This is a genomic window from Acidovorax sp. K2F (genome assembly GCF_025246485.1).
GTDB classification, from domain to species: domain Bacteria; phylum Pseudomonadota; class Gammaproteobacteria; order Burkholderiales; family Burkholderiaceae_C; genus Acidovorax; species Acidovorax delafieldii.
The window spans coordinates 38692-65227 of record NZ_JAOBSQ010000048.1; the positions used below are offsets into that span (position 1 = coordinate 38692).

Consider the following 26536-nt stretch of genomic DNA (forward strand, 5'->3'; position numbering starts at 1 on the left):
GGCAACACGCTGGCTCCGGCTTGGCGACATCCGTTGCAGGGGGGCACTGAGGCACCGTGCCGGCTCGGGGCAGCACCGTGCGGCGCGGCTCCGCAGGAACTCAGGCCGCCGCCAGCGCCCTGCTGCTGGATGAGGCCTTCATCTCCTTGCGCAGCGCCACCGCATCGCGCGACTGGGTGGGTGCCGACGCGTCGATGCGGAACACCTGCACCGTCTCGGTCATGGTCTGCGCCTGGCCGTTGAGCTGCATGGCCGATGCGGCGTTCTCTTCCACCAGCGCGGCGTTTTGCTGCGTGATGGTATCGAGCTGCGCCACGGCCGAGTTGACCTGCGAGATGCCGCTGAGCTGCTCGTTGGAGGCGCTGTGGATCTCGCCGATCAGGGTGTTGACCCGACGCACCAGCTCCAGCGACTCGGTCATGGTTTTCTGCGCAGCGTCGGTTTTTTCATGGCCCTCGGTCACCTTGGTGGCCGAGTCGTCGATGAGCTGACGGATCTCCTTGGCGGCCGAGAGCGTGCGGTGCGACAGGCTGCGCACCTCGGAGGCCACCACCGCAAAGCCCCGCCCCTGGTCCCCGGCGCGCGCAGCCTCCACTGCGGCGTTGAGGGCAAGGATGTTGGTCTGGAAGGCAATGGAGTCGATCAGCTGCGTGATCTCGCTGATGCGGCCGGATGCAACCTGGATCTGCTTCATGGTGCTGGCCACACCGTCCACAGCGGCACTGCTGCGCTCGGTGACCTGGGTGGCCTGGGTCGCCAACACCGTGGCCTGGCGCGCGGATTCGGCGGTTTGCTTGACGGTGCCGGTGATTTCCTCCATCGACGCGGCTGTCTGCTGCAGGTTGCTGGCCTGCGCCTCGGTGCGCGACGACAGGTCCTGGTTGCCCTGGGCAATCTCGCGGGTGGAGACCTGCATGTGCTCGCTCTCCTGCCGCGCGTCGCGCACGATGGACAGCAGGTTCACGTTGAGCTGCGCCAGCGCCTTTTGCAGCTGGCCCACCGTGTCGCTGCGCGACGCCGATATCTTCTGGGTAAGGTCGCCCGCGGCCATGCGGTTGGCCCACAGCAGCATCTGCGACAACGGCGCCACCGTGACCTGGTGCAGGTAGACCGCCATGCCCAGCGCCAACATCACCACCCCCAGCCACGCCGCCCCCGAGGCCAGCGACAGCGTGTGCCCGCCCAGCAAGGCGGCGCACCACGAGGCCACCACCAGCAGCAAGGTACACACCATCATCTTGCCCATGGGCCCCAGCGCCAGAGCCCGGGCCACACGGCCCCACAAGGTGTCTTTGACCAGTTGCCCGGCCGACAGCCGGTGCACCAGCGTGCCCGCCTGCTTTTCGGCCTGCATCTGCTTGTACAGCGACTCGGCCGCCTGGATCTGTTCGCGCGTGGCTTCAGTGCGCACCGACATATAACCCGTGGGCTGGTCGCCCTGCATGAGCGGGGTGACATTGGCCATCACCCAGTAAAACGTACCGTCCTTGCGCCGGTTCTTGACCGGGGCCGACCAGGGGATGCCTTTGGCGATGGTCTCCCACATGTCGCGGTAGGCCTCCTCGGGCATGTCGGGGTGTCGCACGATGTTGTGGGGCTGGCCCAGCAACTCTTCCTTTTCGTAGCCGCTGACCTCGATGAACATCGGGTTGCAGTACAGGATGCGGCCCTTGAGGTCCGTGGTGGACACCAGAGTCTGGCCCTTGGGAAACGCATATTCGTGCTGGCTGACCGGCAGATTGACGCGCATGGGAACCCCATTTCGTAGACGCCTTGTCGCTCCCTGACCGGGCAACACGGCAGTGGAAAAGCCGAACACATCCTATGACGAAGGCCATGGATTTGAAACAGATAAATAGCGCCTCTATCGCCAACTCACCAACTCAGTGCGCAACACCAACACTGTGCGTCGCACTCCGCTGCAATGCACCAAAGTGAGCATCCGGCAGAAAATACGCTTCATTTTTGATAGCTGGCAGTGCTTAACTCACAAGCGCTTTCTGGCATTTTCCTCACAATCCCTCCCCCATACCGACACTGGCATAGCCATTGCTTGCCATAAGGCGCGGCCAACGCTGGCCGCGTGTCAGCCCGGTGCAATGGCGGATTGGGCGAACAGGACGTTGGCGTCTTCATGGAGTGCGTTGGGGCTTGTCAGCCCGCGCGGTCCGTGTGGACGCCTTTTTGTTTTCTGGCCGGGCGAAGGGGTCACCCCCTCAGCCCTTTGCACTCACACCCATGCATTACTTCAGAGAGTTCCTCAAATCCGGCCACGCACCCACGCTGTGGGCGTCGTTTCTGTACTTCGGCTTTTCCTGCGCGGTGTGGGTCATCAACGGTGCGATGGCGCCGTTCATCCGCGAGAGCTTCCAGCTCTCACCCACCCAGATGGGCATGATGCTGTCCATCCCGATTTTTGCGGGAGCGCTGATGCGGTTTCCGCTGGGCATCCTGGCGCAGTACATCGGCCGCAAGCGCGCCACCCTGGTCGAGATGGCCGGCATCTTTTTGGCCATGGGCTATGGCTACCTGTTCGTGCACACCTTCAACGACCTGCTGGCGCTCGGCATCCTGCTGGGCGTGGCGGGGGCGAGCTTTGGCGTGGCGCTGTCGCTGGGCTCGGGCTCGTTTCCACCGCGCTACAAGGGCCTGGCCATGGGCATCGTGGGCGCAGGCAATGTGGGCACTGCCGTGGCAGCGCTGCTGGCGCCTGCCCTGGCGCAGAAGTTTGGCTGGCAGGCGGTGTATGGCTTTGCCGCCGTGAGCGTGGCCGTGCCCGCCGTGGTGATGGCGGTGTATGCGAAGGAACCGCCGGACCTCGCGCCCCACGCCACGTTTCGCGAACACATTGCCTGTCTCTTTGAAAAAGATGGCTGGGCGTTCAGCCTGATCTACGCCGTGACCTTTGGCGGCTTCATCGGTCTGACGGCCTTCCTGCCCAGCTACTTCTACGACCAGTTTGGCGTGAGCAAGGTGCAGGCAGGGCAACTGACCATGCTGGCCGCCTTTCTGGGTGCGGCACTGCGGGTGATGGGCGGCTGGCTGTCCGACCATTGGGGTGGCGTCAACACGCTCACGGGTGTGCTGGCCATCACCGCCGTGAGCATGGTGCTGTGCGGCCTGGCCGAGAACTCGCTGCCGGTGACGATGCTGCTGTTCCTGGTGTGTTTTGCGGCACTGGGCGCGGGCAACGGCGCGCTGTTCCAGCTGGTGCCGCTGCGCTGGCCGCTGTCCACGGCCGTCGCCGGCTCGATGATTGGCGAGATCGGCGCGCTGGGTGGCGGCCTCATCCCCAACGGCATGGGCTTTTCGCGCCAGTACACCGGCACCTACCTGTGGGGCTTTGTGGGCATTGCGGTGTGCGCCGGTGCCATGCTGGTGCTGTTGCGGGTCATGCAGATCCGCTGGACCCGTACGTGGGCGGAAAAGGGCGGTCGGGCACGCAGTGCCTGAGCTGGCGTAGCCAGCCAATGCGCAGCATTGCCCGCGTTTTCGCCAGAAGGGTGGCCGCTCCAGGGGCGCGTGAACGTCCGTAGTCAGTCAACGCGCCGACCACCCCACATTTCAAGCCCAATCCCCACCAAGCGCATTTCTCATATGCGTCAATAGCAAATCCATCGATCTCATCGCGGCAAAAACAGCAGCCAATACACCAGCAACAGGTTCACCAGCACACTCACCGCCAGCGCGATCTTCCACAGTGCCGTGGCATCGCGCTGCATCAGCGGCTGCGGGCCAGGGGCGGACAAGGGGCGCGAAGCCCCCCGCTCCAGGGCCAGCAGCAGTTCCTCGGCGGTTTCAAAGCGTTGTGTGCGCTGGCGGGCCACGGCCTTCAAGGCGATCTGGTCGAGCCAGATGGGGACGCTGGGGTTGTGGCGGCTGGGGGCCAGGGGGTCGCGGTGGTAGCGGCCCAGCTGGTACTGCACCACCTCGCCATAGGGCAGGCGCCCATGGCTCAGCAGCTGGTACAGCGTGACGCCCAGGGCAAACAGATCGCTGCCCGCATCGGGCAACTGGCCGGCCGGGTCTCCGTTCTTTTCATAGCCCGGCCACTGCTCGGGGTTCATGTAGCTGGGGGTACCTGCGTGCAGGCGGCGCGTGGCCTCGGGCTCGCGGCCCGACAGGGCCACGCCCAGGTCCAGCACCCGCAGCACACCGTCGTCGCCCAGGTGCAGGTTGTCGGGCTTGATGTCGCGGTGCACCACCCCTTGCCGATGCAGCCAGCCCAGCACCTGCGCCGCCTGCATCACCACCGACACGGCCTGCGGCACGCCCAGGTGCTGGCGGCCGCGCAGGCGCTGGCCCAGGGTCTGGCCGGCATGCCAGTCATAGAGCAGATAAAACGCACTGGCGCCAGGGCTTGCACCGCCCTGCTCTGGCGGCCAGGTGTTCAGGCGCGCAAGGTGCACCGCCGCATGGCCGGACTGCATGCGCCGGGCCACCCAGGCCTCATGCGCCAAAGTGGCGCGCTCCTGCGCATCGTGCCCGCGGGCGGGCACCAGTGTCTTGAGCGCGTACAGCCGCTGCGTGGCCGGGTCGCGCGCCTGGTAGATGCGGTGCACGCCGCTGTCGGCCACCAGCGCGGTCACCACCAGGCCATCCACCGGCTCGCCCACCTTGAGCAACGGTAACACTGGCAAGTGCTGCGCCCGGCGGGACTCATCCTGCAAGGTGGCTTCCAGCGCCCCCTGCACCCGCACCACCAGCGCGGTCACGTTGTCGGTGCTGCCCCGGCGCAAGGCTGCGCGCGTGATCTCCTCGCTCAGCGCCTGGGCGCTGGCGGCACTGGCGATGTTGGCATCCTGCGGCTGCAGCAGCAACTGGCGCAGTTCACGCTCGGGCAGGCTGCCGTGCACGCCATCGGACAGCAGCACCAGCAGGTCGCCGCTGTGCAGTTCGCCCTGGCTGTAATCCACCACCACATGGTCGTCCAGGCCCATGGCGCGGGTGAGCTGGTGCGCTAGGTCACGCTGCGCCATCACATGGTCGGTCGTCAGCAGTTGCAGCCGGCCGCCCCGCAGCAGATAGGCGCGCGTATCGCCCACATGGGCCAGCGTGTACGACTGGCCGCGCAGCACCACAGCGGTGAGCGTGGTCAGGCCCACGGCGGGCTGGCGGCGCCGGTTCATCGACGCAAGCCAGCCGTTGTGCGCGCTCAGGATGCGGTCCAGCGCCACGGTGGTGTCCCAGGTGTCGGGTGTGGCGAAGTAGTCGTTCACCAGCGTGTTCACCGTGGTCTGTGCGGCTTCGCGGCCCTTGCCTCCGGTGCTTACACCATCGGCAATGGCAGCGATGGCGCCGCGTTCGCGGTCGCGCCCCTGCCCCTGCACCAGGGCGGCAAAGTCTTCATTGACTTCGTTGCGCCCGGCCTGCGAGGTGTGGCCGATGTCCAGTTCAAAACTCATGCACCACCTCCATGCAGGTTCCATGCCCAAGGTGGTGCATACACGCACCGCACCGCGCAGCCGAGCCACCCGTCAACACCCGAAACTCCGCCCTCTGCAGGGCGGACAACACCGGATCACCCCACATCAGTGCACAAACTCTGGCACGGGCATTGCTTACCCGAAGCAACGGCCCAGCTGGGCCACGCAATTCAGCGGTGCAACGGCGCACCAAGGGGTTGTATGGACGAAGGCGTCCCCACATGCGGTTTCGATGGAATGTCGGAGCTGCATCGTGTGGACGCCTTTTTTGTTTTTTGCATCGCCCAGGCGATGGAACCGACGGAGTCACGATGAAAAAGCTCAAACTGGTGATGGTGGGGAACGGCATGGCCGGTGTGCGCACGCTGGAAGAGCTGCTCAAGATTGCCCCCGATCTGTATGACATCACGGTCTTCGGGGCCGAGCCGCACCCCAACTACAACCGCATTCTGCTGTCGCCGGTGCTGGCTGGCGAGCAGACCATCGACGAGATCATCCTCAACGACTGGCAGTGGTACGCCGACAACCACATCACGCTGCACACTGGTTTCACCGTGACCGATGTGGACCGCGTGCGCCGTGTGGTGAGTGCAAGCAGCAAGGACGGCGATGTGATCACCGCCGAGTACGACCGCCTCATCATGGCCACGGGCTCCAACCCCTTCATCCTGCCCGTGCCCGGCAAGGACCTGAAAGGCGTGCTGGCCTACCGCGACATCGCCGACACACAGGCCATGATCGACGCAGCCGCCACGTACAAGCACGCGGTGGTCATCGGCGGCGGCCTGCTGGGCCTGGAAGCCGCCAATGGCCTCATGAAGCGAGGCATGACCGTGAGCGTGGTGCACGTGATGCCCTCGCTGATGGAGCGCCAGCTCGATGACGTGGCGGGCAAGATGCTGCAGAAGTCGCTGGAAGACCGTGGCATGCGCTTTTTGATGGGTGCGCAGACCCAGGAGCTGGTGGGCAATACCGAAGGCCGGGTGGCCAGCGTCAAGTTCAAGGACGGCACCGAAGTGCCTGCCGACCTGGTGGTAATGGCCGTGGGCATCCGCCCCAACACGCAGCTCGCCGAAAAGATGCGCCTGCACGTGAACCGCGGCATTGTCGTGAGCGACACGCTGCAGACCACCACCGACGCCCGCATCTATGCCGTGGGCGAATGCGCGGCACACCGGGGCATTGCCTATGGCCTGGTGGCCCCGCTGTTCGAGCAGGGCAAAGTGCTGGCCAACCACCTGGCCGAGTTCGGCATCGGCCGCTACCAGGGCTCGCTCACCTCCACCAAGCTCAAGGTCACGGGCATCGACCTGTTCAGCGCGGGCGACTTCCAGGGTGGCGACAACACCGAAGAGATCGTGATGAGCGACCCCTTTGGCGGCGTGTACAAAAAGCTGGTCATCAAGGACGACAAGCTGGTGGGCGCCTGCCTCTATGGCGATACGGTGGACGGCAGCTGGTACTTCAAGCTGCTGCGCGATGGCCGCAGCGTGACCGACATTCGCGACAAGCTGATGTTTGGCGAATCGCACCTGGGCGACACCGGCCACCAGGGCCAGAGCAAGGCCGCCGCCATGCAGGACAGCGACGAGGTCTGCGGCTGCAACGGCGTGACCAAGGGCGCCATCTGCAAGGCCATCAAGGACAAGGGCCTGTTCACGCTGGATGAAGTGCGCAAGCACACCAAGGCCAGCGCATCGTGCGGATCGTGCACGGGCCTAGTCGAGCAGATCATCATGTTCACTGCCGGTGGCGACTACAGCGCCACGCCCAAGACCAAGGCCATGTGCGGCTGCACCGACCACGGCCACCAGGCGGTGCGCGACGCGATCCGCGCCAACAAGCTGCTGAGCATTGGCGATGTGTTCAAGTTCATGGAGTGGAAGACGCCCAACGGCTGTGCATCCTGCCGCCCCGCCGTCAACTACTACCTCATCAGCACCTGGCCCAAGGACGCGAAGGACGACCCGCAAAGCCGCGCCATCAACGAGCGCAGCCACGCCAACATCCAGAAAGACGGCACCTACAGCGTCATCCCCCGCATGTGGGGCGGCGAAACCACGGCCGACGAGCTGCGCCGCATTGCCGATGCGGCCGACAAGTACAACATCCCCACCATCAAGGTCACAGGGGGCCAGCGCATCGATTTGCTGGGCGTGAAGAAGGAAGACCTGGTTAACGTGTGGAAGGACATCGGCATGCCCAGCGGCCATGCCTATGCCAAGGCACTGCGCACCGTGAAGACCTGCGTGGGCAGCGAGTGGTGCCGCATGGGCACCCAGGACAGCACCCAGATGGGCAAGGACCTGGAGCGCGCCATGTGGCGCATGTACGCACCGCACAAGGTCAAGTTCGCCGTGTCGGGCTGCCCGCGCAACTGCGCAGAAGCCGGCATCAAGGACGTGGGCATCATCGGCGTGGACAGCGGCTGGGAGATGTACGTGGCCGGCAACGGCGGCATCAAGACCGAGGTGGCGCACTTCTTCACCAAGCTGAAAACGGCCGAGGAAGTGCTGGAGTACACCGGCGCGTTCTGCGAGCTGTACCGCCAGGAAGGCTGGTACCTGGAGCGCACCGTGCACTACGTGAGCCGCGTGGGCCTGGACTATGTGAAAAAGCGCATTCTGGAAGACCACGAAGGCCGCAAGGCGCTGTGGGAGCAGCTGCAGTTTGCGCTGGACGGCGAGCCTGACCCCTGGTTCGAGTTCGACAAGGCAGCGGTGGACACGCGCCAGTTTGCCCCGCTGACCGCCGCCTGAAGCGCCCGGAGCCGCACACCATGCAACGCCGCACCTTGCTGACCGCCGCCGGCTACACGACGGCCTGGAGCACCCTGGGCATCATGTCGCTGGGCACCGCCCAGGCCCAGGTCACTGACCTGAACGACGCCATCAACAAGGCAGGTCGCCAGCGCATGCTGAGCCAGCGCCTGGGCAAGGCCTGGCTGGCGTTGGCGCACAAATCCGACACGCCGGCTGCACGCGCCGTGCTGGACCAGTCGCTGGCGCTGTTCGAGCGCCAGCTGGGCGAACTCAAGGCCTACGCGCCCTCGCCCACCATCCGCGACACCTACACCAAGCTGGAATCGGCCTGGACCGACCACAAGGCCACGCTGCTGGGCACCAGCCCGTCGCGCGACGGCGCTGCCGCCTTGCTGCAGGCCGACGCCAAGGTGCTGGCCCTGGCCCACCAGGGCACCGTGCAGTACGAAGCCGCCTCGGGCAAGCCCGTGGGCAAGCTGGTCAACGTGGCAGGCCGCCAGCGCATGCTGAGCCAGCGCATGGCCAAGTTCTGCCTGTCGGCCATGCTGGGGGTGGACACCTCCACCGCCACCACCGAGATCGCCAAGGCGCGTGACGAGTTCATCAGCGCCACCGAGCTGCTGCGCAATGCACCGCAAGCCACCGCACGCATCCGGCAAGAGCTGCTGCTGGCCGATGGCCAGTGGGTGTTTTTTGACGCCGCGTTGCAACGCCTGGGCACCAGCAACAACACCTTCCGCCAGGTGTCTGAAGTGTTTGTGAGCAGCGAAAACCTGCTCGCCAGCATGGACCGCGTGACCGGCCTGTATGCAGCGCTGGGCAGCAGCTGAAGGCCTGCCCTGCAACGGCCCCCCTGCACGCCCCCGACATCCCACCGAACAACACCAAGGACGATTCCCATGACCACCAACAACCCAACCCCTGAATGGAAGCTGATCTGCCGGGTGGACGACATCCCCGTGCTGGGCTCACGCCGCGTGGCGCGCCCCCAGGGCCTGGACGTGGCCATCTTCCGCAACGACGCCGGTGGCGTGTTCGCGCTGCTGGACCGCTGCCCGCACAAGGGCGGCCCGCTGAGCCAGGGCATCGTGTTTGGCACCCATGTGGCGTGTCCCCTGCACAACTGGACCATTGGCCTGTGCGACGGCCAGGCCTCGGCGCCCGATGAGGGCTGCACGCCGAAGTTTGCCGTGAAGGTGGAAGACGGCGCGGTGTACCTGGACGCGAGCGAGCTGGCGACGGTGGCCACGGATTTGACGCGCCCCATCGCAGGGCCTGCGCGCAGGGCGGTGGGCGTGTGAGCCGGGCAGGGTGTTGCGCCCCAGGCGCCGCATGCGTACCCGGCGAGGACACGACAACACTATCAAAACAATAGCTGACAGCGCAACATGCACTAGCGCCTGAGGCCAAAACAACCCCAACCACGCCATGCAAGAAACCAAATCCACCTGCCCCTACTGCGGCGTAGGCTGCGGCGTGATCATCGAAAGCACAGGCACCCAGATCACCGGTGTGCGCGGCGACCCCACCCACCCCGCCAACTTTGGCCGCCTGTGCACCAAGGGCTCGACCCTGCACCTCACAGCCACCAGCCCGGTCACCCTGCAAACCCGCCTGCTGCACCCCCTGCAACGCGCACAGCGCAACGAAGCCGCCCTGCCCGTGACCTGGGATGCCGCACTGACGCTGGCGGCCGACCGGTTCGCCCACACCATCGCCCAGCACGGCCCTGATGCCGTGGGCTTCTACGTCAGCGGCCAGTTGCTCACCGAGGACTACTACGTCTTCAACAAGCTCGCCAAGGGCCTGATCGGCACCAACAACATCGACACCAACTCGCGCCTGTGCATGAGCAGCGCTGTGGCCGGCTACAAGCAAACGCTGGGTGCCGACGCGCCGCCCGCCTGCTACGACGACGTGAACCACGCGCAGTGCCTGTTCATCGTGGGCAGCAATGCGGCCTGGGCCCACCCCATCCTGTTCCGCCGCATCGAAGACGCACGCGCCGCCAACCCGGGCATGAAGGTCATCGTGGCCGACCCGCGCCGCACCGACACGGCGGGCATGGCCGACCTGTTCCTGCCCATCCAGCCCGGCAGCGACGTGATGCTGTTCAACGGCATGCTGCACATCATGCTGTGGGAGGGCTGGGTCGACACCGCCTACATCGCCGCCCACACCACGGGCTTTGACGACCTCAAGGCCCTGGTGCGCGACGCCACGCCCGAGCGCGTGGCGCAGACCTGCGGCATCAGCGTGGCCGACCTGACCACCGCCGCCAAATGGTTCGCCACCTCCAAAGCGACCCTGAGCCTCTACTGCCAGGGCCTGAACCAGAGCAGCAGCGGCACCGCCAAGAACGCCACACTCATCAACCTGCACCTGGCCACCGCGCAGATCGGCAAACCCGGCGCGGGCCCCTTCAGCCTGACGGGCCAGCCCAACGCCATGGGCGGGCGCGAAGTGGGTGGGCTGGCCAATTTGCTCAGCGCCCACCGCGACCTGGCCAACCCGCAGCACCGCGCCGAAGTCGCCGCGCTGTGGGGCGTGGCGGATGTGCCATCCAAGCCCGGTAAGACGGCGGTGGAGATGTTCCAGGCCGCTGCCGACGGCGAGATCAAGGCCCTGTGGATTGCCTGCACCAACCCCGCGCAAAGCATGCCCGACCAGGCCACCGTGCGCCGCGCCCTGCAGCGCGCCGAGTTTGTGGTGGTGCAAGAAGCCTTTGCCACTGCCGCCACCTGCGCCTTTGCCGACCTGCTGCTGCCCGCCACCACCTGGGGTGAAAAGACCGGCACGGTGACCAACAGCGAGCGCCGCATCTCGCGCGTGCGCACTGCCGTGCCCACACCCGGCCTGGCGCGCCACGACTGGGCCATTGCGGTGCAGTTTGCGCACCAGCTGGAGGCACGCCTGCGGCCTGGTGCACCCACGCTGTTCCCCTACGCCACAGACGCTGCCGATATGGGCGCAGAAGCCGTGTGGAAGGAGCACCGCGAGAGCACACGCGGGCGTGACCTGGACATCACGGGGCTGTCCTGGGAGATGCTTGAAGCCCAAGGCCCGCAGCAGTGGCCACTGGAGGATGGCACCACCACCGGCAAGGCCCGCCTGTATGAAGATGGCGTCTTCCCCACCGCCGACGGCCGCGCGCGTTTTGCTGCGCATGCATGGCAACCCACCGCCGAGCCCCGCGAATCGCGCTACCCCTTCAGCCTGACCACGGGCCGGCTGCGCGACCAGTGGCACGGCATGACCCGCACCGGCACGCTGGGCCGCCTGTTTGGCCATGTGGCCGAACCCAGCCTGCAGATGCACCCACAGGACATGGTGCGGCGCAAGCTGGCCAGCGGCGACCTGGTGCATGTGACCAGCAAGCGCGGCTCCATCGTGGTGCCCGTGCAGGCCGACACCACGCTGGGCCTGTCGCAGGTGTTCATGGCGATGCACTGGGGCAGCGAATTTTTGAGCGGCGTGTCCTCCACCGGCGAGCGGCTGGCGGGTGTGAATGCGCTCACCACCTCAGCGTTCTGCCCCACCTCCAAACAGCCTGAGCTGAAACACGCGGCCGTCAAGGTGCTCAAGGCCGAACTGCCGTGGACGCTGCTGGCCATGGCCTGGCTGCCTGCCGAAGGTGCACTGGCAGCGCGCGAAGCCTTGTCTGCGCTGATGGCGCAGTTTCCCTATTTTCAGTACACGAGTTGCGTCCCCTTCAGCAACAACACCCCGCTGGATGAGCCCGGCCGCGAGCGCACTGGCGTGCTGCTGCGCGCCGCCGCCCACGAGGCACCGCCCGATGCGTTGATCGCACAGATCGAAGCCCTGCTGGGCATGGCAGGCGCCGACACGCTGCGTTATGCCGACAAAAAACGCGGCCAGCGCCGCGCCGCACGGCTGGCCCGCCAGGGCGACAACACCACGCTCGAAGGCATCGTGCTCGCTGGCGACACCAGCGCCGAAGGCTGGCTCAAGACCCTGCTGCAGGAAGAGCTTCCTGCACAGACCTACGGCCGCCTGCTGCTGGTGCCCGGCGCCAAGGCCCCCGTGGCCGTGCAGTCGCGCGGCAAACCGGTGTGCACCTGCTTCAACGTGACAGACGCCGCCATCACCGCCCAACTGGCGCACTGCCATGGCACCGACGACGACCGCCTGGCGCAACTGCAAGGCCAACTGCGCTGCGGCACCAACTGCGGCTCGTGCGTGCCCGAACTCAAGCGCATGGTGCGCAATACGGGACCGCTGGCATCCAAACCGCTCGCGCAGGCCGTCATATAACCAAAAGTTCTCTTGCTTGCAGGAAAATAGCCCTCGAACCAACAAACCCCACCAGGACTTGTGCAACAGGGCTCCAGCTAGGCGCTTTCGGCGCAGACAGTACGCCTGTACGGCAAGCCGAAACAACGACGCTGGCGCCCTGTTTCACAAGTCCCGCCAACAAAAGCCATGGGCATTAGCCAGTACATCAAGGAAATCGGCCGCGGCGCGCGCGGCGCCAAGCCGCTGACGCGCGAGCAGGCGACGGACCTGTTCGGCCAAGTGCTGGACGGTGCCGTGACCGACCTGGAGATTGGCGCCTTCTGCCTGGCCATGCGTATCAAGGGCGAGACGTCCGAGGAGATGTGCGGCTTTCTGGATGCCACGCACAGCCGCCTGGCGCTGCTGCCCGCCACCGACCGCCCGCTGATCGTGCTGCCCAGCTACAACGGCGCGCGCAAGCTGCCGGTGCTGACGCCGCTGCTGGCGCTGCTGCTGGCCCGTGAAGGGTTGCCCGTGCTGCTGCACGGCATGCGCACCGAGGCGCGGCGCGTTTTGGCATCGGATGTGCTCAATGCGCTAGAAGTACCTACCCTAACAGCTCCTGAAAAGATAGCAAATGGCACGGTCCGCCATATCCACACCCAGCACCTGCACGCAGGGCTGGCACGCCTGCTGGCCGTGCGCGAGGTGGTAGGCCTGCGCAACCCAGGGCACAGTGTGGTCAAGCTGATGAGCCCGTGCGCGGGGCCGTCGGTGGTGGTCACGGCGTACACACACCCCGAATACTTCGAGATGCTGCAGAGCACCTTCCGCACCCTGGGGATGAACGCCTTGCTCTCGCGCGGGCTGGAGGGCGAGGTCGCCACGGACCCACGCCGCACACCCCGCTACGACGGCTTTGTGCACGGCGTGCATACGGTGCTGGAGGCACAACAACCGGGCACGGCCAGCGAGGTGCCCGGTCTGCCCGCCGAGATCGATGTGGCCACCACAGCCACCTACACGCGCCAGGTGCTGGCGGGCGATTTGCCCATTCCACACGCCATCGAACGGCAGGTGGAACATATCTTGCGACTGGTCGATCAAACCGTTTCGGAGACATCCCCATGAGCCGCCCCACGCCTTCCACCACATCGCCCACAGCCCCACCCCACTTTGGCACCGGCGGCAGCTGCACGTTGGTGGGCGCAGGCCCGGGCGACCCGGAGTTGCTCACCCTCAAGGCGCTCAAGGCCATCCAGGCGGCCACCGTGCTGCTGGTGGATGACCTGGTGAGCGATGCCATCGTGGAGCACGCATCGCCCACAGCGCGCATCGTCTACGTGGGCAAGCGCGGCGGCTGCAAAAGCACGCCACAGGCCTTCATCGAAAAGCTGATGCTGATGGCGGTGAACGAAGGCGAGAACGTGGTGCGCCTCAAGGGCGGCGACCCCTTCATCTTCGGCCGGGGTGGCGAAGAGGTGGAGCACCTGCGTGCCGCCGGCGTGCAGGTCACCGTCATCAACGGCATCACCGCAGGCCTGGCGGGCCTGACCTCGCTGGGCGCACCGCTCACGCACCGTGAGCATGCCCACGGCGTGGTGTTTGTCACCGGCCACGCCAAGCCCGGTGACGCTGGCACCGACTGGCGCCAACTGGCCGCCACGGCGCGCGACGCCAAGCTCACGCTGGTCATCTACATGGGCGTAAGCGGCGCCGCCACCATCGAGCAAGAACTGCTCACCGGCCTGCCCGCAGACACACCGGTCGCCGTCATCCAGCACGCCAGCCTGCCCCACCAGCGGCATGCCATCACCACCCTGGGAGCGCTGCACGCCACCATTACCCGCGAAGGGCTGGCCAGCCCCTCGGTGATTGTGGTGGGCGATGTGGTGCGCGGTGTCGCACTGGCCGTGCAGGACGCTGGCGCAGTGCCGTTGCAGGCCCGGCGCGCGGGCTGAGCACACACAACGACCCCCACAATTCCACAGGCCCGAGTGCGCGCTGCGCAGGTCGGGGATGCACCGTGCGCGAGCGCAAACCAATGTGCTTCAGGGCACGCCCACGCGCTGCGCAGCCGCGTGTTTCATCAAGCCTGGCCTCCCGCTCCACAGCACCGCATTGGGTCATGCAGCTGTACACACATTGGCCCGGGTATTGCTTGAAGACATGCATCTGAATGCAACACGCACAAGGAACACCATGGCAGCCTTCCCCCTCCCCGCACGCACTTCCAGCATGCCCACGCTGTCGTCCCCTGCACAGGCTCCATCGCGCGATGGGGGCATGTCGCTCGTCAATCTTGCAGCGCGCCAGCGCATGCTGTCGCAGCGCATGGTGCTGCAAACCGTGCTGGCCGCGCGCGGCAGCGACCTGCACCTGAAGGCCGCGCGCAGCTCGCTCACGCTGTTCACCGACAGCCAGGCCCGGCTGGTCGACACGCCCCGCCACCTCGATGCCGCCAGCGGCGAAATCATCCGCAAGGCCTACCACGGCCCCCAGGGCGTGGGCGCCACCATCGACGCGTTTGCGCAGCAGGTCGGCACAGCGCTGGACCTGGCCGAGCGCCAGAGCCCGCGCGTGGAAGACGCGCTGGCCCGCTTGGTGGAAACCACCGACGGTGTGCTCGACGCCCTCAACACAGCCACCACCGCGTTCGACCAGGTGAGCAAGGCGCAGTCCGAAACCCTGATGAAAGAGCTGGCCGGCATCGTGGCCTCGATCCAGACCGTGGCCCGCGAGGCCAAGGTGGTCAGCTTCAACGCCCAGGTGATGGCAGCGCGTGCCGGGCAGCACGGGCGCGAGTTTGCGGTGGTGGCCAATGTGCTGTCAGGCATCACCAACGAAATTGACGGCCTGTCCCTGCAGGCGGTGTCATTGGCCGGACGCAGCCGCAACGCGGCCTGAGCAGCACAGCGTGAGGGACAGAGAAAAGGCCCGGGGCGATGCGCCCAGGGCCTTCGAAGGCGTCCATTCAAGGCGCCCACTCAACGGCTTACTGCCCGGCGGTTTCTCGCACTTGCTGAAACCGCTGTGCCAGTTCCTTGCGCAGCGTCTTGCGGATCACCGCAGCGTCCCAGCGGCGGCGTTCGTCGGGGGTGGAAGGCGACAGTGGCGGCACCTGCACGGGCTTGCGCGCCTCGTCCACGGCCACCATGGTGAAGAAGCAGCTGTTGACGTGCCGTACCACCTGCGAACGGATCTCTTCGGCCACGACCTTGATGCCGACTTCCATCGACGAGCTGCCCGTGTAGTTCACGCTGGCCAGAAAGGTCACCAGCTCGCCCACATGGATGGGCTGCAAAAACATCACTTGGTCCACGCTCAGCGTCACGGTGTAGCAGCCCGAATAGCGGCTGGCGCACGAGTACGCCACCTGGTCCAGCAGCTTGAGAATGGCGCCGCCGTGCACGTTGCCCGAAAAGTTGGCCATGTCGGGCGACATGAGCACGGTCATGCTGAGTTGGTGTGAAGGGATGTTCATGCAGCGATTTTAGAAAGCTGCGTGTGCTGCGTCGCGTGCAAGTTGAGCCCCGTGCACAGCGGGTGGCGGCTTCGCTACACTCGCGCAGCACCTGCTGACCGGGTGCGAGGAGGAACCGATGATCGAACTAGAAAAACTCAACGAATTCACCGAAAGCCACGGCGCATTGCGCACCGGCAAGGGGCTGGTGTCGGGCGTGATTGCACTCACGCTGGCCATCCTGTGCCTTCTGGGCGTGTTGGCCTTTCACTTTCCCGAGTACCTCACCACGCCGCAGCTGCGCAAGAGCTACGACGTGGCGGTGATACGCAACATCATGCTGGTGGCCATGGCAATTGCGGGCGGCATCTCGTTGGTCAACATCCTGTTCAACCGCGCCCGCTGGCTGGCCACCTTCGCGTTTGCCATCGTGGCGATTGCCGCGCTGCTGGGCGGACACAAGGTGGAGGTGGACCCCAACTTCCCCGACAACACACCCTACATCGGCCTCGACTGGTTCATCCTGGACCTGCTGGGCAGCTCGCTGATCTTCATCTTCATCGAGAAGCTGTTTGCGCTGCGCAAGGACCAGCCCATCTTCCGCGCCGAGTGGCAGACGGACTTTCACCACTTCATCGTCAACCACATGGTGGTGGGTTTTGTGCTGCTGGCCACCAACCTCATCGTGCACAAGTTCTTTGGCTGGGCGGCGAGCGACGGCATCCGCGGCTGGGTGCAGGGGCTGAACTTCTGGGTGGCACTGTTCCTCATCATCCTGGTGGCCGACCTGGTGCAGTACTGGACCCACCGCGCCTACCACGAGGTGCCCCTGCTGTGGCGCCTGCACGCCGTGCACCACAGCGTCAAAAGCATGGACTGGATGGCGGGCTCGCGCCAGCACATCCTGGAGCTGCTGATCACCCGCACGCTGGTGCTGGCCCCCATCTATGTGCTGGGCTTCAGCAAGGAAGTGATCGACGCATACATCGTGGTGGTGGGCTTCCAGGCCGTGTTCAACCACGCCAATGTGAGCGTGCGACTTGGGCCGCTGCGCTACGTGCTGGTCACGCCCAACTTCCACCACTGGCACCACAGCCAGGACCAGGAGGCGCTGGACAAGAACTACGCCGCGCACTTCGCGTTTCTGGACTACCTGTTTGGCACCGCCGTCAAAAGCACCAAGCTCTGGCCCGAGCACTATGGCGTGCTGGGCGACTACGTGCCCAACGGCTTTGTGAAGCAGTTCAAGTTTCCGTTCACCTGGAAGGGGTGAAGAGTTCTCTTTGACAGGGCCGCTGTCTCAGGGCATCGCCGCCAGCTCTCGCTCCAGCACCCGCAGTTGCTCGCGCAGGGCCTCGGTCCGTTCTTCACACGCGGCTTTGGCATCGGCGGCCTTTTCCGCGCCCTCCTGCACAAACTGGTTGCCCGACGGCAGGTTGCCGCGCCGCAGCGGCCCTGCCGTGGCCACGGCATTGGGCTGGGCTGTGCATTCACGCTGGTTGCGCTCGATTGCGGCGCGCGCCTGGGGAATGCCCTGGGTCTGCAGGTAGTTCTTGCGCTGCCAGGTGGGGCCAAACGCGCCCTCGGCCAAAGGCGCTACGGGTGGCTGCACCGGGGTGGCGCCACGGGTGGTGGGGCGCACGTCGATCTTCTCGCCCTCGCCCGCACAAGGCGCGTCCTGGAACGACACCTTGCCATTGGCGTCCGTGCACTTGTTGATGGCCCAGGCGGGGGCCAGGCAGCCCAGCGCCAGGGCACAGAGGGCGTAGCGGATCAGAGTCATGGTGTTGTCCTCGGCAGGTCCATGCCACATGCTACCGCGCCGCATGGGGCGGGGCGAATCGCACCGTCTTGCGCGGGTGCCGACAGAGCCGCGTGTGGATAGACACATGTCCCTAAGATGACGCGCCCCCGGTAGAAACCCGGTGCGTGCCGGGCACAGCGCCCTCCTACCATCGCCGCTCTTCGGGGCCTCGCAGCCCTTTGAATCGGTTTTTTGCTGGAGATGCTGTGTGATGAAGACCCCGAATGCAAATGCATGGCCCGCCGACCAGGGGCTGCCCCTGGCGCGCCGCCGCAGCCTGGTCCTTGCGCTGGCCGGTAGCGCGGCCCTGGCTGGCCTGCCCGCCCGCGCACAGCCCGCCAGCGGCGGCAAGGGAGACATCCTCATCGGCCGCTCAACCGCACTGTCAGGCGGCATGGCACCGTTTTTGTCGCCCATCCACGAGGGGCAGGAGGCCGCCGTGGAAGACGCCAACTCCAAGGGCGGCATCGGTGGCCGCAAGATCCGGCTGGTGTCGCTGGACGATGGTTTTGACGCCCGCCGTGCGCTGGACAACGCCAAGCAGCTGAGCGAAAAAGACGGCGTGCTGGCACTGTTTGGCGTGGCCGGCACCTCGCAGGTCATGACGCTGCTGCCCTACCTGGCGCAGGCCAAGCTGCCGCTGATCTCCGTGTACACCGGCAGCCCCGCCGTCCGCGCGCAGCAGCACCCCTACCTGTTCACCACCCGCGCCAGCTATGCCGACGAACTGGTGAAGATCGTGCGCAACCTGGTGGCCGTGCAGACCTCGCGCATTGCTGTGGCCTACGAAAACAATGACTTCGGCAAACTGCTGCTGCCCCTGGTGGAAAAGACGATTGCCGCCGAGGGTGCTGCGCTGGCCGGCTCGCACGCACTGGCCTCTTCGGGTGAAGACGCGAACGATGCAGCCAAAGCCCTGGCCGCGCAAAAGCCGCAGGCCGTGCTGCTGGTGGCGGCCGGCCCGTCCGTGGTGGCCTATGTGCGGGCCAACCGCGCGCACCTGGGCGTGCCCATCTACACCTTGTCGCTGGGCGCAGGCAGCGCCGTGCTCAAGGCGCTGGGCGACGACGCGCGTGGCCTGGCGGTGGCGCGAACGGGCCCCTCGCCCACCAAGCCCACCATTGCGCTCACGCGCGACTTTCAGGCCTCCATGAAGCGCTACGACAAGCCCGTGGATTACGACCGCTATACCGGCTACATGGACGCGCGCGTGCTCATCGAAGGCCTGCGCGCTGCGGGGCCTGGCGTCACGCGCGCCAGCCTGGTCACGGCCATGGAGGGCCTGGGCAATCTGGACCTGGGCGGCTTCGGCTACCAGTTCAGCCCGCAGAACCACCATGGGTCCAACTATGTGGACATTGCGGTGGTGGGCACGGGCGGGGTGTACCGGCAGTGAGAGCCACGATTCGCTAGCGGCTTCGGCGCGAGCGGGCCTGCAGGGCAAGGCACACCGCGTGGCCGTGCCACAGCAACCTCCACAGCGCCACGCAAAGGCATCACCCCGACTACCGGGTGCAGCGGGCTGCGTCTCACCCGGAGCGTTGTGCCGCCAGAACAACAAAAACCCGCACCTTGGGACCATATCCGCCAAGTTTTTGCGAATAGTTCGCATTTGTATTTAAAATTTTACAAATCCCAGCCAGCCGTGCATCCCGTCGGAGGAGCGTTGCCAGCCAGCCTGCCAACGCATTTCCCCCAGGAGCCCTCTCATGCACGCACCTCGCAGACACCTTGTCTGTGCCCTCCATCCTCTGACGGTGGCCGCCTTCCTCGCAGCCAACATGATGGGCACCGCCGGTGCCCAGACCCCCGCCGGGTCACCCGCAGATGCCACCGAGACTTCCCCTGCAGGCGCCACCAACACCGACCAGGTCGTGGAGCCCAAGGCGCTGGACAGCGTCACCGTGTCGGGCGCGCGCGAGAGCGCATCCACCCGCCTCCAGCTCACCCCGCGTGAAACGCCGCAGTCCGTCAGCACGGTGACCCGCGCGCAGATCGAGCGCCAGTCGCTCACCAGCATCGACGCCGTGCTGCGCAACGTGAACGGCATTGCCGTGAGCTTCTACGACACACAGCGCCCGCTGTACTACGCGCGCGGCTTCCAGATCACCGACTTCCAGACCGACGGCCTGCCCAGCTACAGCAGCAGCACCAACCAGGAGTTCGACACCGCGCTGTACGAGCGCATCGACATCGTGCGCGGCGCCAACGGCATCCAGACCGGTGTGGGCGTGCCTTCGGCCACCATCAATATGATCCGCAAGCGCCCACAGCGCGAGTTCGCCGCGTCTGTGGCGCTCACCGCCGGGTCGTGGAACCTGTACCGGGGCGAGCTGGACATCAACGCACCGCTCAACAGCGACGGCAGCGTGCGCAGCCGCCTGGTCGTGGCCCCGCAGAAGAAAGACAGCTTCCGCGACCGCTACTCCGAGGACAAGACCGCCCTGCTCGCCGCGGTGGAGGCCGACATCGGCACCGCCACCGTGGTGTCGCTGGGCTACCAGCGCCAGTCCAACGACCCCAAGGCGCCGATCTGGGGCACCATCCCGCGCTTTGCCACCACGGGCGCGCCCATCGACCTGCCGATCTCCACCAGCTTCTCGCCGCCCTGGACGCGCTGGGAGCGCACCTCGGGCACGCTCTATGCCACGCTGGACCACCAGATCAACGACGACTGGAGCTTGAAGGCCGCGCTGAACCACACCGAGGGCGACACATTCCGCCTGAGCACCTACGGCTATGGCGCCACCACCAGCCAGGCCCCATTCATCAACCCGGTCACCGGCGCGGGCACCACGCTGTATGCCGCCGTGAGCGGCAGCAGCGAAAAGCAGGACACGGTAGACGCCTACCTGTCAGGCAAGTTCGAGCTGGGTGGCCGCAAGCACGACCTGGTGGTGGGCATGAGCTCCACCCGCACCGCCACGCGCACCGATGGCTACACGTCCGTGGCGGGGTGGAGCTATGTGATCCCCAACATCTACACCTGGGACGGCAACGCGCCCGCACCCACCTATTCCAAGACCGGCGCCTGGCGCACACAGATCACGCAGCAGACGGGCCTGTTCGCCTCGGCACGCTGGCGCTTGGCCGACCCGCTGTCGGTGCTCACCGGCCTGCGCCTGACCGACTGGCACCGCCACTCCGACACCTATGGCACCACCGGCAGCTATGCAGGCCGCTCGGCGATCCAGGACGAGAACCGCAAGGTCACGCCCTTCATCGGCGCGGTGTACGACATCACGCCCACCCTGTCGACCTACGCCAGCTACGCGCGCATCTTCAACCCGCAGAATTACAAGGACCGCAACAACAATCCGCTGTCGCCCGTCATCGGCAGCAATGCCGAGGCCGGCCTCAAGGCCGAGCTGTTCGAGCGCCGCATCCAGGCGCACTTTGCGGTGTTCCAGACCAAGCAGGACAACTTCGGCGTGCGCGACAGCGCCATCACCACACCGCTGCCCGACGGCAGCCTGCCCTACGTGGCCGTGAATGGCACGAAGTCCACCGGCTTCGAGCTGGAGTTTGCGGGCATGGCCACCCGGCAGTGGCGTGTGAGCGCGGGCCTCACCCGCGCCAAGGTCACGCGTGCCCCCACCGACCTGATCTACGCCAACATGCCCGACTACCTGCTGCAACTGGGCACGGACTACCAGCTGTCGGGCGCGCTGGCGCCGCTGTCGGTGGGCGGCAACCTGACCTGGCAAAGCGCCATCGAGGGCTTCAACATCCCGCACCCCAGCGGCACGGTGACGGTGAAGCAGTCGCCCAAGGCCATCCTCAACCTGCGTGCATCCTGGCAGTTCAACCCCAAGGTGAGCGCGACGGTGGCGGTGAACAACGTGACCAACCAGAAGTACTGGGCCAACCTGGACTACGGCAACTATGCCGATCCCCGCAATCTGAGCGTGACGCTGCGAGCGGCGTTCTGACCGGCCTACCCGCAACACAAGAGGGAGCGAGGGGGCGACCGGGGCTTGCGCCGCAGCGGCATCACGCCGTGCGGAGCAGGCCCCGGGGCAGCCGGGGGACAATCACACCTTTGTCCTTTTTGATGCCTTCCCGTGTCCCTCCCATTTTTTGACGCCATCATCATCGGCGCCGGCGCTGCCGGCCTGTTCTGCGCGGGCCAGGCGGGCCAGCGGGGCCTGAAGGTCTTGCTCATCGACCATGCCGACAAGGTGGCCGAAAAGATCCGCATCTCGGGCGGCGGGCGCTGCAACTTCACCAACCGCGACCTGGACCCGGCCGCACCGCACAAACACTTTGTGGGGCAGAACCCGCAGTTCTGCCGCTCGGCGCTGTCGCGCTACACGCCCGCCGACTTCATCGCGCTGGTGCAAAAGCACGGCATCCCGTTTCATGAAAAGCACAAGGGCCAGCTGTTTGCCGACCGCTCGGCCGAGGACATCATTGCCATGCTGCTGGCCGAGTGCGAGGCGGGTGGTGTGACCCACTGGCAGCCCTGTAGCGTCAAAAAAATAGACTTTTGGGCATCAAGCGCTAGTGAATCATGCCCGGGCAGCTATCAAATTGATACCGATCGTGGGCCGGTGTCGGCGGGTGCGCTGGTCATTGCCACCGGTGGCTTGTCCATCCCCAAGATCGGCGCCACCGACTTTGGCTACCGGCTCGCGCAGCAGTTCAGCATCCCGCTCATCGAGCGCAAGCCGGGCCTGGTGCCGCTGACCTTTGACGGCGCGGGCTGGGCGCCGTATGCGCAGCTGGCGGGGCTGGCGCTGCCGGTGCAGATCAGCACAGGGGCCAAGAAAACCCGCATGGCGTTTGACGAAGACCTGCTGTTCACCCACCGGGGCCTGTCGGGCCCGGCGGTGCTGCAGATCTCCAGCTACTGGCAGGAGGGCACGCCCCTGGCCATCAACCTGGCGCCCACGGTGGACCTGCCCGCTGCGCTGGCGCAGGGCAAGGCCCGCTCGCGCAAGCTGGTTGCCAACGAGCTGGCCACGCTGGTGCCGAGCCGCCTGGCCGACGCGTGGGCCAGCCGCGAGGCCGACTGGCAGCGCCCCATCAACGAGGCCAGCGACAAGGCCCTGGCGCGCCTGGCGGAGCAGCTGGCGCGCTGGGAGCTGACGCCCACGGGCACCGAGGGCTACAAGAAAGCCGAAGTAACGCTGGGCGGCGTGGACACGCGCGCGCTGTCGCAGCAGACCATGGAGTGCAAGACGCAGCCCGGCCTGTACTTCATTGGCGAGGTGGTGGACGTGACAGGCTGGCTGGGCGGCTACAACTTTCAGTGGGCCTGGGCCAGCGCATATGCCTGCGCGCAGGCGCTGGCAGCAACACCCCCCTGAGGCCCTACGGGCCTTCCCCCTGCTCTCGCTACGCTACGCTGCGCGGGCAGAGGGACGACGCCCTCGCTGCGGGGCGGCCCTTGCCCGGCGTCCCGCGCGCGCGCAGCGCCCGTTTGACCGCTACGCTGCCGCTGCCTCTCGCGTCAACAGTCCGCAATGCTGTCGGGCCCAGGCCTCCAGCTCCGGCACCGGCAGCGGGCGGCTGAAGTGGTAGCCCTGCAGCTCCTCGCAATCCAGCGCACTCAGCACCTGGGCCGTGGCCAGGTCTTCCACGCCCTCGGCCACGATGCGCAGCCCCAGCGTGTGGCCCAGCGCGATGATGGCGCGGGTGATGGCCATGTCGGCGGGGTTGGCCAGCATGTCGCGCACAAAGGACTTGTCCACCTTGAGGCGGTCGATGTCAAAGCGCTTCAGATAGGCCAGGCTGGAATACCCGGTGCCGAAATCGTCGATGGACAGCTGCACGCCCAGCGCCTTGAGCGCCGCCAGTTGCTGCTCGGCCGCATGGGCGTTGTCCATGAGCTGGGACTCGGTGATCTCCAGCTCCAGCCGGTGCGCCGGCATACCGGTGCGCAGCAGCAGTGCCTCGATGTCGGTGACCAGCGCGGGGTCGGACATCTGCGCGGCCGAGAGGTTGACCGAGATCGACACCCGGGCCAGCGGGTGTGGCATCAAGGCATCGCCAGGGCCCGCCTCCAGCGCCAGCTGTTGCCAGCGCACCCACTGCTCGCAGGCTTGCTGCAACACCCAGCTGCCAATGGCGCGGATCATGCCGGTCTCTTCGGCGATGGGGATGAACTCGCTGGGAGGGATGGAGCCCAGCACCGGGCTGGTCCAGCGCAGCAGCGCCTCCACGCCCAGCAGCTGGGTGCCCTGGGCGCTCAGGCGGGGCTGGTAGTGCAGGCTCAGTTCGTTGCGCTCCAGCGCGCGGCGCAGTTGCTGCTCCATGGTCTGGCGGGCCACCGCACGCTGGTCGGTCTCCATGGAATAGAACAGCGCCATGTCGCGGCCGGTGGTTTTGGCCTCGTACATGGCGGCGTCGGCGCGGCGCATGAGTTCGTCAATGTCGCTGCCATCCTCGGGGTACACGGCGATGCCCACGCTGCAGGACACATTGAGTTCATGCCCCTCCACCGGGTGGCTTTGGCGGATGAGCGGGATCAGCCGCCGCTCCACCAGCTGCTGCACATCCTCGCGCCCGGCCACGTCGCGCATCACCACCACAAACTCGTCGCCGCCCAGGCGGCTCACGGTGTCGCGGCTGCGCACGGCCTGCGTGAGGCGCGCGGCCACCGAGCGCAGCAGGCCATCGCCAATGTGGTGGCCCAGCGTGTCGTTGATGGCCTTGAAGCGGTCCAGGTCGATGAACAGCACCGCCACCTTCTCACCCGTGATGGGCGCCTGCGCCAGCGCCATCTGCAGGCGCTGCACGCACAGTGATCGATTGGGCAGCTCGGTGAGCACATCGTGGTGCGCCAGGAACTGGATGCGCTCCTCGTTGAGCTTGCGGTCGGTGATGTCGATGGCAATGCCGATGTGGTTGGCCACCGCACCGCCCTTGCCCTCGCGTACGGCCGACACCATGAGCCAGGCTGGGTAGGTCTCGCCCGAGCGGCGGCGAAACCGCACCTCGCCCTGCCACGACTCCTTGTCGAGCATGGTGCGCTGGATCTGCACCGACAGCGGCTCGGCGCCCGCCTCTTCCAGCAGAAAGCCCAGGTCTTCGCCAATGACCTCGTAGAAGTCGTAGTGCGTGCTGCGGCAGAACGCCTTGTTCACGCTGATGATCTGCTGCTCGGCGTTCATGATGATGATGCCCTCGGACGAGGCCTCGAACACCTTGGCCCACAGCTCCAGGCGCTGCTCCATCACCTTGAGCACGTTGATGGGCGTGAAGGCCGTGAGCACCGAGTCGCGCCCCTGAAACTGCAGGCGCCGCGCCGACAGCACGGCCCACGAGGGCTCGGGGCTGCCCTTCCAGCGCACTTCAAATTCATCGACCGAGCCCTGGTCTGCCAGGCGCTGAAAGAAGCGCGCGCGCACGCCGGGCTCCAGCCCCACGGCCCAGGGGTCGGTCTTGCGGCCACCCAGCCAGTGGGCCGCGGGTGCGTTGGAGTGCAGCACCTCGTGCTCGGGAATCGACGTGACCACCATGGGGATGGGGAAGGCCTCCACCAGCTCGCGCTGGGCCTCGGCCGCACGGGCGCTGGCGGCCAGCTCCTGCTGCAGCACGCGGTCGCGGTCGAGTTGGGACAGCATCTCATTGAACGCGGTAACCAGGCGGCCGATCTCGTCGCGGCTGGCCCAGTGCGCGCGCAGCGTGTGGTCGCCGCTCTTGCGCACCTCGTCGGCCACGCGGGCCAGTTGCTGCAGCGGTTTGGCGATCTGGCGCGCGACCAGGGTGACGAGCGAAAGGATGCAGCCCAGCAGCACCAGCGCCGTGCCCAGGTGCAACCACATGCGGGCAAACAGGCTGTCGGCGCGCTGGTTCAGCAAACGCTCCAGGTCCACAATGCCCACCGACCAGGCATCGCGCAGCGCGCCCAGCACCTGTGCCTCCTGCACACCCACTTGTGCCACCGTCAGGCGTGACTCGCCCGACGCAATGCCCTGCAGCAAGGCCTGAAAGCCCTCCTGCGCCGCCTTGAGCGCCTCGCGCTGGCGCACCAGCGCGGCCCGCATCTCGGGCGAGCCTGCAATGAAGGCCTGGTTGTAGTCCGACTCGATGCCCAGCATCACCGCATCCAGCCGCCCCACCAGCGTCAGCAGCTCGGACGACCACTGCGGCCCGCGCCGCGACGGCGCCGCGTTCAGGAAGCTGACGGTGTCATGCACCGCCTGCAGCAGCTCGGGAAACCGCAGCACCACCAGCGACATCACGTAGTAGCTGTCCAGGTCCGGGTCCAGGATCAGGTTGGACTGGTTGCCCACCGTGGTGAGCAGCTCACGCCCCTCGCGCAGCAGCTGGCTGCGCAGCCGGGTGAGCGTCTGCGGATCAGCAGCTGGAGCGCCCCCTTGGGGCTGGCCCGTCAGCTGCTGCAGCGCCACGCCAAACCGCTGCCCCACATCGGCCGTGTGCAGTTGTTCGTCGTGGGCTGCCCGTACGGCGTCCAGGCGGGTCAGCACGTCGGCCACCAGCGGAGGCTGCTGCGAAGCATCCAGGAACTGCCCCATCAGCCCATCGCGCACCACGGCCGCGTAGGTCGTGCCCACCACCTCCTTGCGCGTGAAATCAATCGCCAGGTACTTTTCGTGGATCAGGATGCTGGAGACGTAGATCACCGCCGTCAGGTCCAGCAGATAGATGAGCATGAGCTTGCGGCCCACACTGAGCCGGCCCAGCCAACCCGATACGCGGTGCATGAATGCCATGGTGTCTGCGGCGGGGCCGCCCGGGCGGATGGCCAGGGCTCTCCACCGGTGAATAGGAGTGTTACAACGTGAAGCAACTTCCGCGCCATTGCGGTGCGGCCCGGCTGTCAGCAGCCCACTGGACGCCCTGTTCGGGGACAGACCGGCAATCCTTGCGCTCT

17 protein-coding genes are annotated in these 26536 nt (G+C 66.5%); 12 read left to right on the plus strand and 5 right to left on the minus strand.

Annotation, left to right across the window (positions count from 1 at the left end; genetic code table 11):
• Window positions 1-100: 100 nt before the first annotated feature.
• Entirely contained in the window at window positions 101-1750 is a 1650-nt protein-coding gene (locus tag N4G42_RS17760) for a methyl-accepting chemotaxis protein (protein WP_260668104.1), read from the minus strand.
• Between the two features lie 488 nt (window positions 1751-2238).
• Between N4G42_RS17760 and N4G42_RS17765 the strand changes: the two genes are divergently transcribed.
• The gene (locus N4G42_RS17765; RefSeq protein WP_260668105.1) at window positions 2239-3453 is read left to right on the plus strand and encodes an MFS transporter; all 1215 of its coding nucleotides are present in this window, start codon (window positions 2239-2241) and stop codon (window positions 3451-3453) included.
• A 170-nt stretch (window positions 3454-3623) separates the two neighbouring features.
• On the opposite strand, the gene N4G42_RS17770 is transcribed toward N4G42_RS17765, so the two are convergent.
• The gene (locus tag N4G42_RS17770; RefSeq protein ID WP_260668106.1) at window positions 3624-5405 is read right to left on the minus strand and encodes a bifunctional protein-serine/threonine kinase/phosphatase; all 1782 of its coding nucleotides are present in this window, start codon (window positions 5403-5405) and stop codon (window positions 3624-3626) included.
• Between the two features lie 332 nt (window positions 5406-5737).
• On the opposite strand from N4G42_RS17770, the gene nirB reads away from it, so the two are divergent.
• From nirB to N4G42_RS17805, 7 genes are all read left to right on the plus strand, one after another.
• Window positions 5738-8185, plus strand: a complete 2448-nt coding sequence (gene nirB, locus N4G42_RS17775; RefSeq protein ID WP_260668107.1) for a nitrite reductase large subunit NirB — start codon at window positions 5738-5740, stop codon at window positions 8183-8185.
• A gap of 20 nt (window positions 8186-8205) precedes the next feature.
• Window positions 8206-9018 carry a type IV pili methyl-accepting chemotaxis transducer N-terminal domain-containing protein gene (locus N4G42_RS17780; protein ID WP_260668108.1) on the plus strand — a complete coding sequence of 271 codons (813 nt, stop codon included), beginning with the start codon at window positions 8206-8208 and terminating at the stop codon, window positions 9016-9018.
• 69 nt (window positions 9019-9087) lie between these two features.
• On the plus strand, window positions 9088-9489 hold the full coding sequence (nirD, locus tag N4G42_RS17785) for a nitrite reductase small subunit NirD (protein ID WP_260668109.1): 402 nt from the start codon (window positions 9088-9090) through the stop codon (window positions 9487-9489).
• Between the two features lie 127 nt (window positions 9490-9616).
• Window positions 9617-12463, plus strand: a complete 2847-nt coding sequence (locus N4G42_RS17790) for a nitrate reductase (protein ID WP_260668110.1) — start codon at window positions 9617-9619, stop codon at window positions 12461-12463.
• Between the two features lie 168 nt (window positions 12464-12631).
• A complete protein-coding gene (gene ybiB, locus N4G42_RS17795) occupies window positions 12632-13555 on the plus strand; it encodes a DNA-binding protein YbiB (protein WP_260668111.1) in 924 nt (307 codons plus the stop codon).
• Entirely contained in the window at window positions 13552-14385 is an 834-nt protein-coding gene (cobA, locus tag N4G42_RS17800; protein WP_260668112.1) for a uroporphyrinogen-III C-methyltransferase, read from the plus strand. Before ybiB ends, cobA begins: the two co-directional genes overlap by 4 nt.
• A gap of 241 nt (window positions 14386-14626) precedes the next feature.
• Window positions 14627-15331 carry a type IV pili methyl-accepting chemotaxis transducer N-terminal domain-containing protein gene (locus tag N4G42_RS17805; protein WP_056743954.1) on the plus strand — a complete coding sequence of 235 codons (705 nt, stop codon included), beginning with the start codon at window positions 14627-14629 and terminating at the stop codon, window positions 15329-15331.
• Window positions 15332-15419: 88 nt separating this feature from the next.
• Here N4G42_RS17805 and N4G42_RS17810 read toward each other — a convergent pair whose 3' ends face one another.
• A complete protein-coding gene (locus tag N4G42_RS17810) occupies window positions 15420-15908 on the minus strand; it encodes an acyl-CoA thioesterase (protein ID WP_056058237.1) in 489 nt (162 codons plus the stop codon).
• Between the two features lie 118 nt (window positions 15909-16026).
• Between N4G42_RS17810 and N4G42_RS17815 the strand changes: the two genes are divergently transcribed.
• Window positions 16027-17160: a sterol desaturase family protein gene (locus N4G42_RS17815; RefSeq protein WP_056743951.1), complete on the plus strand. Its 1134-nt coding sequence runs from the start codon at window positions 16027-16029 to the stop codon at window positions 17158-17160.
• Window positions 17161-17187: 27 nt separating this feature from the next.
• Here the strand turns inward: N4G42_RS17815 and N4G42_RS17820 are convergent, their stop codons facing one another.
• On the minus strand, window positions 17188-17670 hold the full coding sequence (locus N4G42_RS17820) for a DUF4124 domain-containing protein (protein ID WP_056058397.1): 483 nt from the start codon (window positions 17668-17670) through the stop codon (window positions 17188-17190).
• 232 nt (window positions 17671-17902) lie between these two features.
• On the opposite strand from N4G42_RS17820, the gene N4G42_RS17825 reads away from it, so the two are divergent.
• The 3 genes from N4G42_RS17825 (at window position 17903) to N4G42_RS17835 (ending at window position 23003) form a co-directional block, all read left to right on the plus strand.
• Window positions 17903-19087, plus strand: coding sequence for an ABC transporter substrate-binding protein (locus tag N4G42_RS17825; protein WP_260668117.1), 1185 nt, complete (start codon window positions 17903-17905; stop codon window positions 19085-19087).
• A 313-nt stretch (window positions 19088-19400) separates the two neighbouring features.
• Window positions 19401-21623 carry a TonB-dependent siderophore receptor gene (locus N4G42_RS17830; RefSeq protein WP_260668118.1) on the plus strand — a complete coding sequence of 741 codons (2223 nt, stop codon included), beginning with the start codon at window positions 19401-19403 and terminating at the stop codon, window positions 21621-21623.
• A 132-nt stretch (window positions 21624-21755) separates the two neighbouring features.
• Window positions 21756-23003, plus strand: coding sequence for an NAD(P)/FAD-dependent oxidoreductase (locus tag N4G42_RS17835; protein ID WP_260668119.1), 1248 nt, complete (start codon window positions 21756-21758; stop codon window positions 23001-23003).
• 120 nt (window positions 23004-23123) lie between these two features.
• On the opposite strand, the gene N4G42_RS17840 is transcribed toward N4G42_RS17835, so the two are convergent.
• A complete protein-coding gene (locus N4G42_RS17840; protein WP_260668120.1) occupies window positions 23124-26375 on the minus strand; it encodes an EAL domain-containing protein in 3252 nt (1083 codons plus the stop codon).
• Window positions 26376-26536 lie beyond the last annotated feature (161 nt).